The organism is Streptomyces sp. NBC_00691 (assembly GCF_036226665.1).
Taxonomy (GTDB): domain Bacteria; phylum Actinomycetota; class Actinomycetes; order Streptomycetales; family Streptomycetaceae; genus Streptomyces.
Genome location: NZ_CP109007.1, coordinates 6,437,931 through 6,451,159, shown reverse-complemented (window position 1 = coordinate 6,451,159; position 13,229 = coordinate 6,437,931). Strand labels below are relative to the sequence as shown.

The window sequence follows — 13,229 nt, the reverse complement described above, 5'->3', positions numbered from 1 at the left end:
CGTGCAGAACCGATACAGCACCCCGGGTGGCTGGGAGAGACCGATGAATAACACGCAGCTCGACATGAAGCGCCTCGCCGCCATGGACGCCGCCCAGGCCACCCGGCTGCTCCACCGGGTCCGCGAGGAGACGCTCGCCGGCCGGAGGCCGCCGATCGCGCCCCGCGCGGTGATCGACGCGTCCTGGCAGCGGATGGCCCGGCTGGGGCTCGACCCCGACCAGGGCACGAACAGCGTGCTGCTCCAGCGCGACGAGCTGGAGGAGCGGCGCAGAACCACGCTCCTCTCCGAGGTCATGCAGACGCTCAGCTGTGGTCTCGCCGGCATCGCCGACACCTCCCTCCAGATCATGGTGGTCACCGACGAGCACGGCCGGGTGCTGTGGCGGCAGGGGAACCTGTCGGTGATGCGGCAGGCCAACGGCATCTGCCTGGAGGAGGGCGCCGCCTGGACCGAGCGCACCACCGGGACGAACGCGGTCGGCACCGCCCTCGCCATGGGCCGGGCGGTCCAGGTGCACTCCGCCGAGCACTACGTCCAGGCGCTCCACAACTGGACCTGCGCCGCCGCGCCGGTGCACGACCCGCGCGACCGGCGGCTGCTCGGCATCCTGGACGTCAGCGGCCCGGCGTCCAGTTTCCATCCGGCGATGCTGGCCCTGGTCGGTTCGGTGGCCCAGCTCGCCGAGGCGGAGATGCGGGAGCGGCACCGCCGCTCGGTCGAGCGGCTGCGGGCGGTGGCCGCGCCGATCCTGTGCCGGGTGGGCGGCCGGGCCGTCGCGGTGGACACCCACGGCTGGACGGCGGCGGTGACGGGGCTCGCGCCGGTGGACCGGATCACGCTGCCGAAGTCCTTCCGGTCCGGCCGGATGTGGCTGCCCTCGCTCGGCGTGTGCGCGGTGGAGCCGCTGCCGGGCGGCTGGCTGCTCCGGGTCGAGGACGAGACGCCCGCGGAGGAGCCTGGCACGGCGGCGGCGAGCAGGGTGGTCCTGGACCTGAGCAGACCGCGCCGGTGGACGGTGTCGGTCTCGGGTGCGGCAGGCAGCTGGCAGCAGGAGCTGAGCCCCCGGCACGCGGAGCTCCTCTATGTCCTGGCGCTGCACCGGGACGGCCGGACGGCGGCCGAGCTGGCGGACGACGTGTTCGGGGACCGTACGCGGACGGTGACCGTACGGGCGGAGATGTCCCGGGTGCGCCGGAACCTGGCCGGAGTCCTCGCGCACCGTCCGTACCGCTTCAGCGAGGAGGTCGCGGTGGAGGTCCTCCGCCCGGAACGCCCGGCGGACCTGCTGCCCCACTCCCTGGCGCCGGCGGTACGGGGCCCCCGCACGGGCACGAGCGCGCGGGGGGCGTAGCGCGTACGGGGTCAGGCCGGGTCTCGGCAGGTCACAGCCGTCCAGCATGCGGACACCCGGACCGTAGGCTTCCCCCTCCCCGCCCCCGGTCGCCCCGCCGGACGGGGTCGTGATGCGATGAACCCATGCGCATCACTCTCACCACCTGGTCCCTCGAACAGACCTCGCCGTCCGATCTCCGCCCCTCCCCCGTCCCGGAGGGTGACGACATCACGATCGCGCGGGCCGCGGTCCCGTCGCCGGAGTACAGCCGCTTCCTCTATACGGCGGTCGGCGGCGACATCCGCTGGAACGACCGGCTGTCGCTGACGTACAAGCAGTGGCAGGAGATCGTCGACAAGCCGGGCGCCGAGATCTGGGTGGCGTACGACAAGGGGACGCCGGCCGGTTACGTCGAGCTGGACCCTCAGGACGACGGTGTCGTGGAGATCGTCTACTTCGGCCTGATCCCGGCCTTCCGGGGGCGCCGGATCGGTGGTCACCTGCTGTCGTACGGGGTGGCGCGGGCCTGGGACCTGGCCGAGCGCTGGCCGGACCGCGAGGCGACGAAGCGCGTCTGGCTGCACACCTGCTCGCTCGACGGCCCGCACGCCATGGCCAACTACGAGCGCCGCGGCTTCCGGCTCTTCGACACCAAGGTGGAGGAGGTCGAGGAGAGCGAGACGCCGGGGCCCTGGCCGGGCGCCCACGCCTGACGCCGCCGGGCGTGCCGCCGGTGCACGCCACTCCGGGGAGGCCGCACGCCGTGTGCCGACCGGTGCGTCGTACCGCAGACCGGTGAAGGGGCCCTGATCAGGGCCCCTTTCGCGTGACCCAGACCACACCATCTCATGAAGCGAGACGACTACGTCCGCATTCTGGACGATGCTGGACTGGGTCCAAAGTCCCGTGACACGCTTCCGTCATGTCTGGAACTGGAATTGCCTTGGTGAGTCGGCGGCACGTCGACCTAGGCCGCATGTCCAGCGCCATCTGTCCGGCGCGCTGAGAGAACCAGCACCGCCGCGATCTCTTTTCAGCACGACTCTGCCCGACCCTGCTGCGCACTGACGCGCCACCCTCTGACCTGAGCGCCAGTGTGCAGGTCAGAGCCGCCCTCTCGCAGTCCCGAAGGACAAGACGCCATGGCCGCCACCCCGGAAAACCCCACTCCCGCCGCCGCACGCCGCAAGACCGGGCGCCACCGTGGCGAGGGTCAGTGGGCCGTGGGGCACTTCACCCCCCTGAACGGCAATGAGCAGTTCAAGAAGGACGACGACGGTCTCAACGTACGGACACGTATTGAGACGGTCTACTCGAAGCGCGGATTCGACTCCATCGACCCCAACGACCTGCGCGGACGCATGCGCTGGTGGGGCCTCTACACCCAGCGCAAGCAGGGTCTGGACGGCACCAAGACGGGTGTCCTGGAGCCGGAGGAGCTGGACGACGAGTACTTCATGCTCCGCGTCCGTATCGACGGCGGCCGACTGACCACCGAGCAGCTCCGGGTCATCGGCGAGATCTCCGAGGAGTTCGCCCGGGGCACCGCCGACATCACGGACCGGCAGAACGTCCAGTACCACTGGATCCGCATCGAGGACGTTCCCGAGATCTGGAACCGCCTGGAGGCGGTCGGCCTGTCCACCACCGAGGCCTGCGGCGACACCCCGCGTGTCATCCTCGGCTCCCCGGTGGCCGGCATCGCGGCCGACGAGATCATCGACGGCACGCCCGCGATCGACGAGATCTACCGTCGGATCGTCGGCAACAAGGACTTCTCCAACCTGCCCCGCAAGTTCAAGTCCGCGGTCTCCGGCTCGCCGCAGCTCGACGTGGCGCACGAGATCAACGACATCGCCTTCGTCGGCGTGAACCACCCCGAACACGGCCCCGGCTTCGACGTCTGGGTCGGCGGCGGCCTCTCCACCAACCCCAAGCTGGGCGTCCGCCTCGGCACCTGGGTCTCCCTCGACGAGGTCCCGGACGTCTACGAGGGCGTCATCTCGATCTTCCGCGACTACGGCTACCGCCGGCTGCGCAACCGCGCCCGGCTGAAGTTCCTCGTCGCCGACTGGGGCCCGGGGAAGTTCCGCCAGGTCCTGGAGGACGAGTACCTCCAGCGCAAGCTGAACGACGGCCCCGCTCCCGAGCAGCCCGCCGGCCAGTGGCGCGACCACATGGGCGTGCACCGGCAGAACGACGGCCGGTTCTACATCGGCTTCGCCCCGCGCGTCGGCCGGGTCGACGGTGCCACCCTGACCAAGATCGCCGGTCTGGCCGAGCAGCACGGCTCCGGCCGGCTGCGCACCACCGCGGACCAGAAGATGATCCTGCTCGACGTCGAGGAGGCCCAGCTCGACTCTGCGGTCGCCGCTCTGGAGGCCCTCGACCTGCGGGTGAACCCGACCCCGTTCCGCAGGGGCACGATGGCCTGCACCGGCATCGAGTTCTGCAAGCTCGCGATCGTCGAGACCAAGGCCCGCGGCGCCTCGCTCATCGACGAACTGGAGCGCCGCGTCCCGGAGTTCGACGAGCCGCTGACGATCAACATCAACGGCTGCCCCAACGCCTGCGCCCGCATCCAGGTCGCGGACATCGGGCTCAAGGGCCAGCTGGTCCTGGACGACGACGGCAACCGCGTCGAGGGCTACCAGGTGCACCTGGGCGGCGCCCTCGGCCTGGAGGCCGGCTTCGGCCGCAAGGTCCGCGGCCTCAAGGTCACCGCGGCCGAGCTCCCCGACTACGTGGAGCGGGTCCTCAAGCGCTTCCAGGCGGAGCGCGAGACCGGTGAGCGCTTCGCCACCTGGGCGGCCCGCGCCTCGGAGGAGGCACTGTCGTGAGCCACAGCGAGCGCCGAGAGGAGCGGTCATGAGCGAGCGTGCCGCACCGTTCCACTGCCCCTACTGCGGCGACGAGGACCTGCGCCCCAACGAGCAGGGTCACGGCGCCTGGGAATGCGCCGCGTGCAGTCGAGCCTTCCAGTTGAAGTTCCTGGGGCTGCTCGCCCCCGGTACTTCGGGCAACACCCCTGGAGGGAAAGAGATATGACGCTCACTCAGGACACCACCACGGCCGACCTCAAGGCACTCGCCGAGCAGGCCGGCCGCGATCTGGAGGACGCCTCCGCGCTGGAGATCCTCCGCTGGGCCGTGGACACCTTCGGTGAGGGCTTCTGCGTCACCTCCTCCATGGAGGACGCGGTCGTCGCCCATCTCGCCTCGCGGGTCCGGCCCGGCGTGGACGTCGTCTTCCTCGACACCGGCTACCACTTCGAGGAGACCATCGGTACCCGTGACGCCGTCGACGCCGTCATGGACGTCAACGTCATCACCCTGACCCCGCGTCAGACGGTGGCCGAGCAGGACGCCGAGTACGGCCCGAAGCTCCACGACCGCGACCCCGACCTGTGCTGCGCGCTGCGCAAGGTCAAGCCCCTCGAAGAGGGCCTGACCCGGTACAGCGCCTGGGCGACCGGGCTGCGCCGCGACGAGTCCCCGACCCGGGCGAACACCCCGGTCGTCGGCTGGGACGAGAAGCGCCGCAAGGTCAAGGTCTCCCCCATCGCCCGCTGGACGCAGGACGACGTCGACGCGTACGTCACGGAGCACGGCGTCCTCACCAACCCGCTCCTGATGGACGGTTACGCCTCCGTCGGCTGCGCCCCCTGCACCCGCCGCGTCCTGGAGGGCGAGGACGCCCGCGCCGGACGCTGGGCGGGCCGCGGCAAGACCGAATGCGGGCTGCACGGATGACGGACACTCAGGAAGTTCAGGAGAAGCACGTGACGGGTGCCACCATCTGGCTCACCGGCCTGCCGAGCGCCGGCAAGACCACCATCGCGTACGAGCTGGCAGGCCGGCTCCGCGAGGAGGGCCACCGGGTCGAGGTGCTCGACGGCGACGAGATCCGCGAGTTCCTCTCCGCGGGCCTCGGGTTCAGCCGCGAGGACCGGCACACCAACGTGCAGCGGATCGGGTTCGTCGCGGAACTGCTCGCCTCCAACGGCGTGAAGGCCCTCGTCCCCGTCATCGCCCCCTACGAGGACAGCCGCGAGGCGGTCCGCAAGCGCCACGCGTCCGAAGGCACCCCCTACGTCGAGGTGCACGTCGCCACTCCGGTGGACGTCTGCTCCGTACGCGACGTGAAGGGTCTCTACGCCAAGCAGGCCGCCGGCGAGATCAGCGGTCTCACCGGCGTCGACGACCCGTACGACGAGCCGCGCAACCCGGATCTGCGGATCGAGTCCCACACCCAGACCGTGCAGGAGTCCGCGGCGCAGCTCCACGCGCTGCTCACCGAGAGGGGTCTGCTGTGACCACCGTCGCTCATGTTCACGACAGCACCGACAATCCGTTCGCGCTGTCGCACCTCGACTCCCTGGAGTCCGAGGCCGTCCACATCTTCCGCGAGGTGGCGGGCGAGTTCGAGCGGCCGGTGATCCTCTTCTCCGGCGGCAAGGACTCCATCGTCATGCTGCACCTGGCGCTGAAGGCCTTCGCCCCCGCGGCGATCCCCTTCACGCTGCTGCACGTCGACACCGGGCACAACTTCCCCGAGGTCCTGGAGTACCGCGACCGCACCGTCGCCAAGCACGGACTGCGGCTGCACGTCGCCTCCGTGCAGGAGTACATCGACGCCGGCAAGCTGCGCGAGCGCCCCGACGGCACCCGCAACCCGCTGCAGACCGTCCCGCTCACCGAGGCGATCCAGCAGCACCGCTTCGACGCCGTCTTCGGCGGCGGCCGCCGCGACGAGGAGAAGGCCCGCGCCAAGGAGCGGGTGTTCTCGCTGCGCGACGAGTTCTCGCAGTGGGACCCGCGCCGCCAGCGCCCCGAGCTGTGGCAGCTCTACAACGGCCGGCACGCCCCCGGCGAGCACGTCCGGGTCTTCCCGCTGTCCAACTGGACCGAGCTGGACGTCTGGCAGTACATCCAGCGCGAGAAGATCGAGCTCCCGGAGATCTACTTCGCCCATGAGCGCGAGGTGTTCGCCCGCAGCGGGATGTGGCTGACGGCAGGCGACTGGGGCGGCCCGAAGGAGTCCGAGACGACGCAGACGCGGCTGATCCGCTACCGCACCGTCGGCGACATGTCCTGCACCGGTGCCGTCGACTCCGACGCCACGACGCTGGACGCCGTCATCGCCGAGATCGCCGCCTCCCGGCTCACCGAGCGGGGCGCCACCCGCGCCGACGACAAGATGTCCGAGGCCGCGATGGAAGACCGCAAGCGCGAAGGGTACTTCTAATGAGCACGTCCACCGAGCAGCTGACCGAACAGCTGGCGGCCACCACCCTGCTGCGCTTCGCCACCGCCGGCTCCGTCGACGACGGCAAGTCCACCCTGGTGGGCCGGCTCCTCCACGACTCCAAGTCGGTCCTGGTCGACCAGCTGGAGGCCGTGGAGCACGCCTCGCGCTCCCGCGGCCAGGAGGCCCCCGACCTGGCGCTCCTCACCGACGGCCTGCGGGCCGAGCGCGAGCAGGGCATCACCATCGACGTGGCGTACCGCTACTTCGCGACGCCCCGCCGCCGCTTCATCCTCGCCGACACCCCCGGGCACGTGCAGTACACCCGGAACATGGTGACCGGCGCCTCCACCGCCGAGCTGGCCGTGGTCCTCGTCGACGCCCGCAACGGTGTGGTCGAGCAGACCCGCCGGCACGCCGCCGTGGCCGCCCTGCTCCGCGTCCCGCACGTGGTCCTGGCCGTGAACAAGATGGACCTGGTCGAGTACCGGGAGCCCGTCTTCGCCGCGATCGCCGAGGAGTTCACGACGTACGCCTCCGAGCTCGGCGTCCCGGAGATCACCGCGATCCCGATCTCCGCGCTGGCCGGCGACAACGTCGTGGAGCCGTCCGCGAACATGGACTGGTACGGCGGCCCGACGGTCCTGGAGCACCTGGAGACCGTCCCGGTCAGCCACGACCTGACGGCCTGCCACGCACGGTTCCCCGTGCAGTACGTCATCCGCCCGCAGACCGCCGAACACCCCGACTACCGGGGCTACGCCGGTCAGATCGCGGCCGGCGCCTTCCGGGTCGGCGAGGAGATCACCGTCCTGCCGTCGGGGAAGACCTCCACCATCACCGGGATCGACGCGCTCGGCGAGTCCGTGGACATCGCCTGGGCCCCGCAGTCGGTCACCATCCGGCTCGCCGACGACATCGACATCTCGCGCGGCGACCTGCTCGCCCCGAGCGGTGACGCCCCGCCGACGACGCAGGACATCGAGGCGACCGTCTGCCACGTGGCGGACCGGGCGCTCGCCGTCGGCCAGCGGGTGCTGCTCAAGCACACCACCCGCACGGTCAAGGCGATCGTCAAGGAGATCCCCTCGCGGCTGACCCTGGACGACCTCTCGCAGCACCCGAACCCGGGGCAGCTGGTCACCAACGACATCGGCCGGGTCGTGGTGCGCACCGCCGAGCCGCTCGCGCTCGACGCGTACGCCGACTCGCGCCGCACCGGTTCGTTCCTGCTGATCGACCCGGCGGACGGCACCACGCTCGCGGCGGGCATGGCGGGCGAGTCCTTCGCCACCGCCAAGGCCGTCGCGGTCGTCGAGGACGAGGAAGGGTGGGACTTCTGAGATGAGCGAGAACGTCTACGCGACCTTCGCGAAGGAAGGCGGCCGGGTGGGCTCCGGCGCCCTCGGTGCGGGCATGGGAGGCGTCGCGCGATGTGCGTGCTGACCTCGACGCGCCGCATGCGCGGCGCGACCCCGCTCCACCCCGAACGACATAGACGCAGACTTCGAAAACGCTGAATCGAGGGGAAAACCTCCCGTGCCTGCCACCACCCGTACCACCCTGCGCCGCGGTCTCGCCGCCGCCGCCGCCCTGCCGCTGCTGATCGGCGCGCTGGCCTCCTGCGGCTACGGCTCAGAGTCCAAGAACGACGAGAAGAAGGTGGCCGCCGAGGGCAAGAAGCTCTCCGCCGACACCGTACGGCTCGGGTACTTCCCCAACCTCACCCACGCGACCGCGCTGATCGGCGTCCAGGACGGCCTGATCCAGAAGGAGCTCGGCGGCACCACGCTCAAGCCGCAGACCTTCAACGCGGGCCCGTCCGAGATCGAGGCGCTCAACGGCGGCTCGCTGGACATCGGCTTCATCGGCCCCTCGCCGTCCATCAACGCGTACGTCAAGTCGAAGGGCTCGAACCTGCGGATCATCTCCGGCTCCGCCTCCGGCGGCGTCAAGCTGGTGGTGAACCCGGACAAGATCAAGACCCTGGACGACATCAAGGGCAAGCGCATCGCCACCCCCCAGAAGGGGAACACGCAGGACGTCGCGCTCCTCAACTGGATCGCCGAGAAGGGCTGGAAGGTCGACCCGGAGTCCGGCAAGGGTGACGTCTCCGTCGTCCGCACGGACAACAAGGTGACCCCGGACGCCTTCAAGTCCGGTTCCATCGACGGCGCCTGGGTGCCCGAGCCGACCGCCTCCAAGCTGGTCTCCCAGGGCGGCACCGTCCTCCTCGACGAGACCTCCCTGTGGCCCGACAAGAAGTTCGTGATCACGAACATCATCGTGTCGCAGAAGTTCCTCACGGAGCACCCGGACGTGGTCGAGGCCGTGCTGACGGGCACGGTGAAGACCAACGAGTGGATCAACGCCAACCCGGACAAGGCGAAGACGTCCGCGAACGCGGCGCTGAAGGCCCTCGGCGGGAAGGCTCTGGACGCCAAGGTCATCGACCCGGCGTGGCCGAGCATCGCGATCACCGACGACCCGCTGGCCGCGACGCTGAAGACCCAGTCCGAATGGGCGGTCAAGGCCGAGCTGATCAAGCAGCCCGACCTGGCCGGCATCTACGACCTGAAGCTCCTCAACAAGGTGCTCAAGGCCGCCGGCAAGCCCGAGGTCTCCGACGCCGGTCTCGGCGTCAAGTAACCGCCGAGCCGACGAAACAGACCGCGAATCCGTAACCCCAGGAGGTGACGACCATGGCCACGACGTTCGCCAAGGCTGCCGAGGGCACCGTAGCGGAGCAGACGCACGCCGCCCGGATCGAGCACGTCTCGAAGTCCTTCTCCGGCCCGGCCGGTACCCAGCTCGTCCTGGACGACGTCAGTCTCGACGTCGCGCCCGGCGAGTTCGTCACCATCCTGGGGGCGTCGGGGTGCGGCAAGTCCACCCTGCTGAACCTGGTCGCGGGGCTCGACCGGCCGACCCAGGGGTTCATCGAGACCCCGGGCGGCCGGCCGGCCCTGATGTTCCAGGAGCACGCCCTCTTCCCGTGGCTGACCGCGGGCAAGAACATCGAACTGGCCCTGCGGCTGCGCGGGGTGTCCAAGGCCGAGCGCAGGCCGGAGGCCGAGCGGCTGCTCGAACTGGTCCGGCTCGGCGGCGCGTACGGCAAGCGGGTGCACGAGCTGTCCGGCGGCATGCGGCAGCGGGTGGCCCTCGCCCGGGCGCTGGCCCAGGACAGCCAGCTGCTGCTGATGGACGAGCCGTTCGCGGCCCTCGACGCCATCACCCGTGACGTGCTGCACGGCGAGCTGACCCGGATCTGGGAGGAGACCAACCTCTCGGTCCTGTTCGTCACCCACAACGTGCGCGAGGCCGTGCGCCTCGCGCAGCGGGTCGTCCTCCTCTCCTCCCGCCCCGGCCGGGTCGCGAAGGAGTGGACCGTGGGCATCCAGCAGCCGCGCCGCATCGAGGACGCGGACGTGGCCGAGCTGTCCCTTGAGATCACTGAACACCTGCGTGGGGAGATCCGCCGCCATGGCCAGCACTGACACCGCCGCGACGGTCAAGAAGGACGACCTCGCCGGTCTGGAGGCCGGTCTCGACGCCCTGGACGCGGTCGAGATCCGCCGTACGCCGGTCCGTGAGGTCCTCCTCAAGAAGGTCCTCCCGCCCACCCTCGCCGTCGTCCTGGTCCTCGCGGTCTGGCAGATCCTCGTCTCCGCGAAGATCACCGAGGAGACCAAGCTGCCCGCGCCGTCCGCTGTGTGGGACGGCCTGACCGACATGTGGCTGCAGGGCACCCTGCTCGAGGTCATCTGGACCAGCGTGTCCCGGGGGCTGGCCGGCTTCCTGCTGGCCCTCGCCATCGGCACCCCGCTGGGCCTGCTGGTCGCCCGGGTGAAGTTCGTGCGCGCCGCGATCGGTCCGATCCTGTCGGGTCTGCAGTCGCTGCCCTCGGTGGCGTGGGTGCCGCCGGCGGTGCTCTGGTTCGGCCTGAACGACGCGATGATGTTCACGGTGATCCTGCTGGGCGCCGTCCCGTCCATCGCCAACGGTCTGGTCTCCGGTGTCGACCAGGTCCCGCCGCTGTTCCTGCGGGCCGGCCGCACCATGGGGGCCACCGGCCTCAAGGGCACCTGGCACGTCACGCTTCCGGCCGCGCTGCCCGGCTACCTGGCCGGCCTGAAGCAGGGCTGGGCGTTCTCCTGGCGCTCGCTGATGGCCGCCGAGATCATCGCCTCCTCCCCCGATCTGGGCCTGGGCCTGGGCCAGCTGCTGGAGAACGGCCGGAACAACATCGACCTGCCCGGCGTGTTCCTGGCGATCCTGCTGATCCTGGTCGTCGGCATCGCGATCGACCTGCTGATCTTCAGCCCGCTGGAGCGCTGGGTGCTCCGCAGCCGCGGCCTGCTGGTGAAGTGAGCCGATCCCCCATGAACCGACCCGTCCTCCTCGTCATCGCCCACGGCAGCCGCGACGCGCGGCACGCGGCGACCGTCCAGGCGCTGGTGCGCCGGGCCGGCGCGCTGCGGCCTGGGCTGCGGGTGGAGACGGCGTTCCTGGACTTCAACCTGCCGTCGGTGCCGGGAGTGCTCGACCGGCTCGCCGCCGAGGGCGTCCGGGACGTGGTGGCGCTGCCGCTGCTGCTGACCCGGGCCTTCCACGCGAAGGCCGACGTCCCCGCCGTACTGCGCCAGGCGCCGCCGTCGCTGCGGATCCGCCAGGCGGAGGTCCTCGGCCCCTCGCCGCTGCTCGTGGCAGCGGTGGAGCGGCGGCTGTACGAGGCCGGGCTGACGCCCGGCGACAGGAGCACGACCGGGGTCGTCCTGGCCTCGGCGGGCTCCACGGACCCGGAGGCGATCGCGGTGATCGCAGAAACGGCGCGGGAGCTGCGGCGCACCGGTTGGTGCTCCGTGCGGCCCGCGTTCGCCTCCGCATCTCTGCCCCGTACGGAGGACGCCGTACGGGCCCTGCGGGCCGAGCCCGGTGTCCGGCGGGTGGCCGTCGCCCCGTACGTGATCGCCCCCGGCCGTCTCCCGGACCGCATCGCGGCGGGCGCGGCGGAGGCGGACGTCCTGGCGGACGTCCTGGGCCCCGCCCCGGAACTGGCCCGGCTGCTCCTGGAGCGCTTCGACGCCTCCCGCGCGGCCCGTGTCGCCGTGGCCCACTCGGCCTAGGACGTATCCGCAAAGTCGGTCGGTCGGTGCTCCGTTCGTGGTGCGTCGACATGAACTGACGGATGTGTCGCGGGCGTTGATCGCTCCGTTGCCGACGCCGGGCCGGATGGGCAGGCCTGTGCGGGACCGGCGCCAGGTCGTGAACGGGATCTTGTGGAAGCTGTCCCGGTGCCGCGCGGCGTGACCTGCCCGAGCGTGAGTCCACCTCATCCTGACCGGCCGCGAGCCGGTGCAGCGGCAACCGCTGCACGAACTCCGGCTCGGCGTTCACCACGATGATCCCGACATGGGACGGCGCCAACCGCCGCGCCAGGGTCCCGGCCGGCTGGACCTGTCCCTGGACGCCGTCCAGGGACACCGCGCCGGCAAGCCTGCCGATGCCCGCACTCTGGACCCCCGGCACTCCGGACATCCCCCACGGGAAGCGACGCGGGCCTCTGCCGAGCTGCACCCGTTGCACAGAAAGGCTGCGTGCTCCGCACACCCTGACGTTCCGTCCGGCCCTAGATTCACTGTTGCCGGACACCCGCCCGGGCGACGAACGCCGCCATGCCGCGTCGATCCTCATGATCTGCGCTCATGGCCGCGCGGCGCGGACAGGGGAGTCGGCCGCAGGCCGTCGTGCTGGCGCTTCGTGCGCCACGTGGAAGGAAGCACGACTACGTGCTTCATTTGAGAAAGCTGATCATGCGTAAGTCCATACTGGCCGTCTTCGCGGCCCTCCTGGTCGTGTTCACCATGAACGTCTCGACCGCCGCTGATGCGGACGCCGCGACGTACCACGTGCTGAAGAACAAGTACTCGGGGAAGTGCGCCACTCCGAAGGGCAACGGCACTTCCAACGGAACGATCATCACCCTGTGGGACTGCACCGGCTCCCCGCTCCAGCACTGGGAGATCCGCATGGATGGGGGGAGCTACCAGATCGTGAACAGGGCGAGCGGTAGGTGCCTGACCCCGTACGGGAACGGCTACAAGACCGACGGCGCCGTCCTGGCCCTGTGGGACTGCGACACCAGCAGCACCAACTACCCGCAGCTGTTCGACTACAGCCAGGCCTGGACCTGGACCGCGTACTCGGGCCCGGACTACCGCTGCCTGACGAACAAGGGCGGCAGCCACGCCAACGGCACCTACCTCACCCTGTGGCGCTGCGCCGACGACTACCCCACCGAGCAGCAGTGGGTCTTCAACTACGCGTAGTAGCCCCTTTGGGGCTGATGGGTCCCAGATGGTAGTGCCGATGTCCGCCCTGTGCGGATCCGCGCGGAGATGAACGTGGCTCCGCACGCGACGACGCGTGCGGAGCCACGCCACGTTCGGTAGGCCCGGCGTCACCGGCGCCGAGAACGAGGACGCGGCCCCTGGCAGGATCGGTGAGGCGTGAACGTCCGCGGGAAGCGACACGGGCCTCTGTCGAGCTGCACCCGTTGCACAGAAACGCTGCGTGCTCCGCACACCCTGACGTTCCGTCCGGCCTTAGAGTCACTGTTGCCGGACACCCGCCCGGGCGACGAACG

Annotated in this window: 14 protein-coding genes and 1 pseudogene; all 15 read left to right on the top strand. The window is 70.6% G+C overall.

The genetic code is table 11. The annotated features are described in order from the left end of the window. Positions 1–43: 43 nt before the first annotated feature. Positions 44–1,354: a helix-turn-helix domain-containing protein gene (locus OG392_RS29125; RefSeq protein WP_329284254.1), complete on the top strand. Its 1,311-nt coding sequence runs from the start codon at positions 44–46 to the stop codon at positions 1,352–1,354. A gap of 125 nt (positions 1,355–1,479) precedes the next feature. Further along, positions 1,480–2,049, top strand: a complete 570-nt coding sequence (locus OG392_RS29120; RefSeq protein WP_329284252.1) for a GNAT family N-acetyltransferase — start codon at positions 1,480–1,482, stop codon at positions 2,047–2,049. Between the two features lie 209 nt (positions 2,050–2,258). Continuing rightward, positions 2,259–2,342, top strand: a complete 84-nt coding sequence (locus OG392_RS29115) for a putative leader peptide (protein WP_310591794.1) — start codon at positions 2,259–2,261, stop codon at positions 2,340–2,342. A 136-nt stretch (positions 2,343–2,478) separates the two neighbouring features. Beyond that, on the top strand, positions 2,479–4,176 hold the full coding sequence (locus tag OG392_RS29110; RefSeq protein ID WP_329284250.1) for a nitrite/sulfite reductase: 1,698 nt from the start codon (positions 2,479–2,481) through the stop codon (positions 4,174–4,176). A 28-nt stretch (positions 4,177–4,204) separates the two neighbouring features. Then, complete coding sequence (locus OG392_RS29105; protein WP_078944884.1) at positions 4,205–4,384, top strand: hypothetical protein; 180 nt, start codon at positions 4,205–4,207, stop codon at positions 4,382–4,384. Further along, positions 4,381–5,088, top strand: a complete 708-nt coding sequence (locus OG392_RS29100) for a phosphoadenylyl-sulfate reductase (RefSeq protein WP_329284246.1) — start codon at positions 4,381–4,383, stop codon at positions 5,086–5,088. Before OG392_RS29105 ends, OG392_RS29100 begins: the two co-directional genes overlap by 4 nt. A 29-nt stretch (positions 5,089–5,117) precedes the next feature. Next, positions 5,118–5,651, top strand: a complete 534-nt coding sequence (gene cysC, locus OG392_RS29095) for an adenylyl-sulfate kinase (RefSeq protein WP_063886607.1) — start codon at positions 5,118–5,120, stop codon at positions 5,649–5,651. After that, positions 5,648–6,583 carry a sulfate adenylyltransferase subunit CysD gene (gene cysD, locus OG392_RS29090; protein ID WP_055600886.1) on the top strand — a complete coding sequence of 312 codons (936 nt, stop codon included), beginning with the start codon at positions 5,648–5,650 and terminating at the stop codon, positions 6,581–6,583. Before cysC ends, cysD begins: the two co-directional genes overlap by 4 nt. After that, positions 6,583–7,926 (top strand): sulfate adenylyltransferase subunit 1, encoded by a 1,344-nt coding sequence (locus tag OG392_RS29085; RefSeq protein WP_329284242.1) that lies wholly within the window; start codon positions 6,583–6,585, stop codon positions 7,924–7,926. Before cysD ends, OG392_RS29085 begins: the two co-directional genes overlap by 1 nt. Before the next feature lie 196 nt (positions 7,927–8,122). After that, a complete protein-coding gene (locus tag OG392_RS29080; protein WP_329284240.1) occupies positions 8,123–9,232 on the top strand; it encodes an aliphatic sulfonate ABC transporter substrate-binding protein in 1,110 nt (369 codons plus the stop codon). A 53-nt stretch (positions 9,233–9,285) separates the two neighbouring features. Beyond that, the gene (locus tag OG392_RS29075) at positions 9,286–10,080 is read left to right on the top strand and encodes an ABC transporter ATP-binding protein (RefSeq protein ID WP_329284238.1); all 795 of its coding nucleotides are present in this window, start codon (positions 9,286–9,288) and stop codon (positions 10,078–10,080) included. After that, positions 10,067–10,954, top strand: a complete 888-nt coding sequence (locus tag OG392_RS29070) for an ABC transporter permease (protein WP_329284236.1) — start codon at positions 10,067–10,069, stop codon at positions 10,952–10,954. The genes OG392_RS29075 and OG392_RS29070 overlap by 14 nt, the downstream gene beginning before the upstream one ends. A gap of 11 nt (positions 10,955–10,965) precedes the next feature. Continuing rightward, positions 10,966–11,709, top strand: a complete 744-nt coding sequence (locus OG392_RS29065) for a sirohydrochlorin chelatase (RefSeq protein ID WP_329284234.1) — start codon at positions 10,966–10,968, stop codon at positions 11,707–11,709. Between the two features lie 37 nt (positions 11,710–11,746). After that, a pseudogene (locus OG392_RS29060) lies at positions 11,747–11,906 on the top strand (transposase); the annotation flags it as partial. A gap of 490 nt (positions 11,907–12,396) precedes the next feature. Further along, positions 12,397–12,912: an RICIN domain-containing protein gene (locus OG392_RS29055; protein ID WP_329284232.1), complete on the top strand. Its 516-nt coding sequence runs from the start codon at positions 12,397–12,399 to the stop codon at positions 12,910–12,912. Positions 12,913–13,229: the final 317 nt, after the last annotated feature.

Excerpts from the sequence above, each read along its gene's own strand:
- OG392_RS29110 (WP_329284250.1), top strand. The coding sequence starts at position 2,479 with ATGGCCGCCACCCCGGAAAACCCCACTCCCGCCGCCGCACGCCGCAAG.
- OG392_RS29085 (WP_329284242.1), top strand. The coding sequence starts at position 6,583 with ATGAGCACGTCCACCGAGCAGCTGACCGAACAGCTGGCGGCCACCACC.
- OG392_RS29055 (WP_329284232.1), top strand. The coding sequence starts at position 12,397 with ATGCGTAAGTCCATACTGGCCGTCTTCGCGGCCCTCCTGGTCGTGTTC.
- OG392_RS29065 (WP_329284234.1), top strand. The coding sequence starts at position 10,966 with ATGAACCGACCCGTCCTCCTCGTCATCGCCCACGGCAGCCGCGACGCG.
- OG392_RS29070 (WP_329284236.1), top strand. The coding sequence starts at position 10,067 with ATGGCCAGCACTGACACCGCCGCGACGGTCAAGAAGGACGACCTCGCC.
- OG392_RS29075 (WP_329284238.1), top strand. The coding sequence starts at position 9,286 with ATGGCCACGACGTTCGCCAAGGCTGCCGAGGGCACCGTAGCGGAGCAG.
- OG392_RS29115 (WP_310591794.1), top strand. The coding sequence starts at position 2,259 with ATGTCTGGAACTGGAATTGCCTTGGTGAGTCGGCGGCACGTCGACCTA.
- OG392_RS29105 (WP_078944884.1), top strand. The coding sequence starts at position 4,205 with ATGAGCGAGCGTGCCGCACCGTTCCACTGCCCCTACTGCGGCGACGAG.
- OG392_RS29120 (WP_329284252.1), top strand. The coding sequence starts at position 1,480 with ATGCGCATCACTCTCACCACCTGGTCCCTCGAACAGACCTCGCCGTCC.
- OG392_RS29125 (WP_329284254.1), top strand. The coding sequence starts at position 44 with ATGAATAACACGCAGCTCGACATGAAGCGCCTCGCCGCCATGGACGCC.
- OG392_RS29100 (WP_329284246.1), top strand. The coding sequence starts at position 4,381 with ATGACGCTCACTCAGGACACCACCACGGCCGACCTCAAGGCACTCGCC.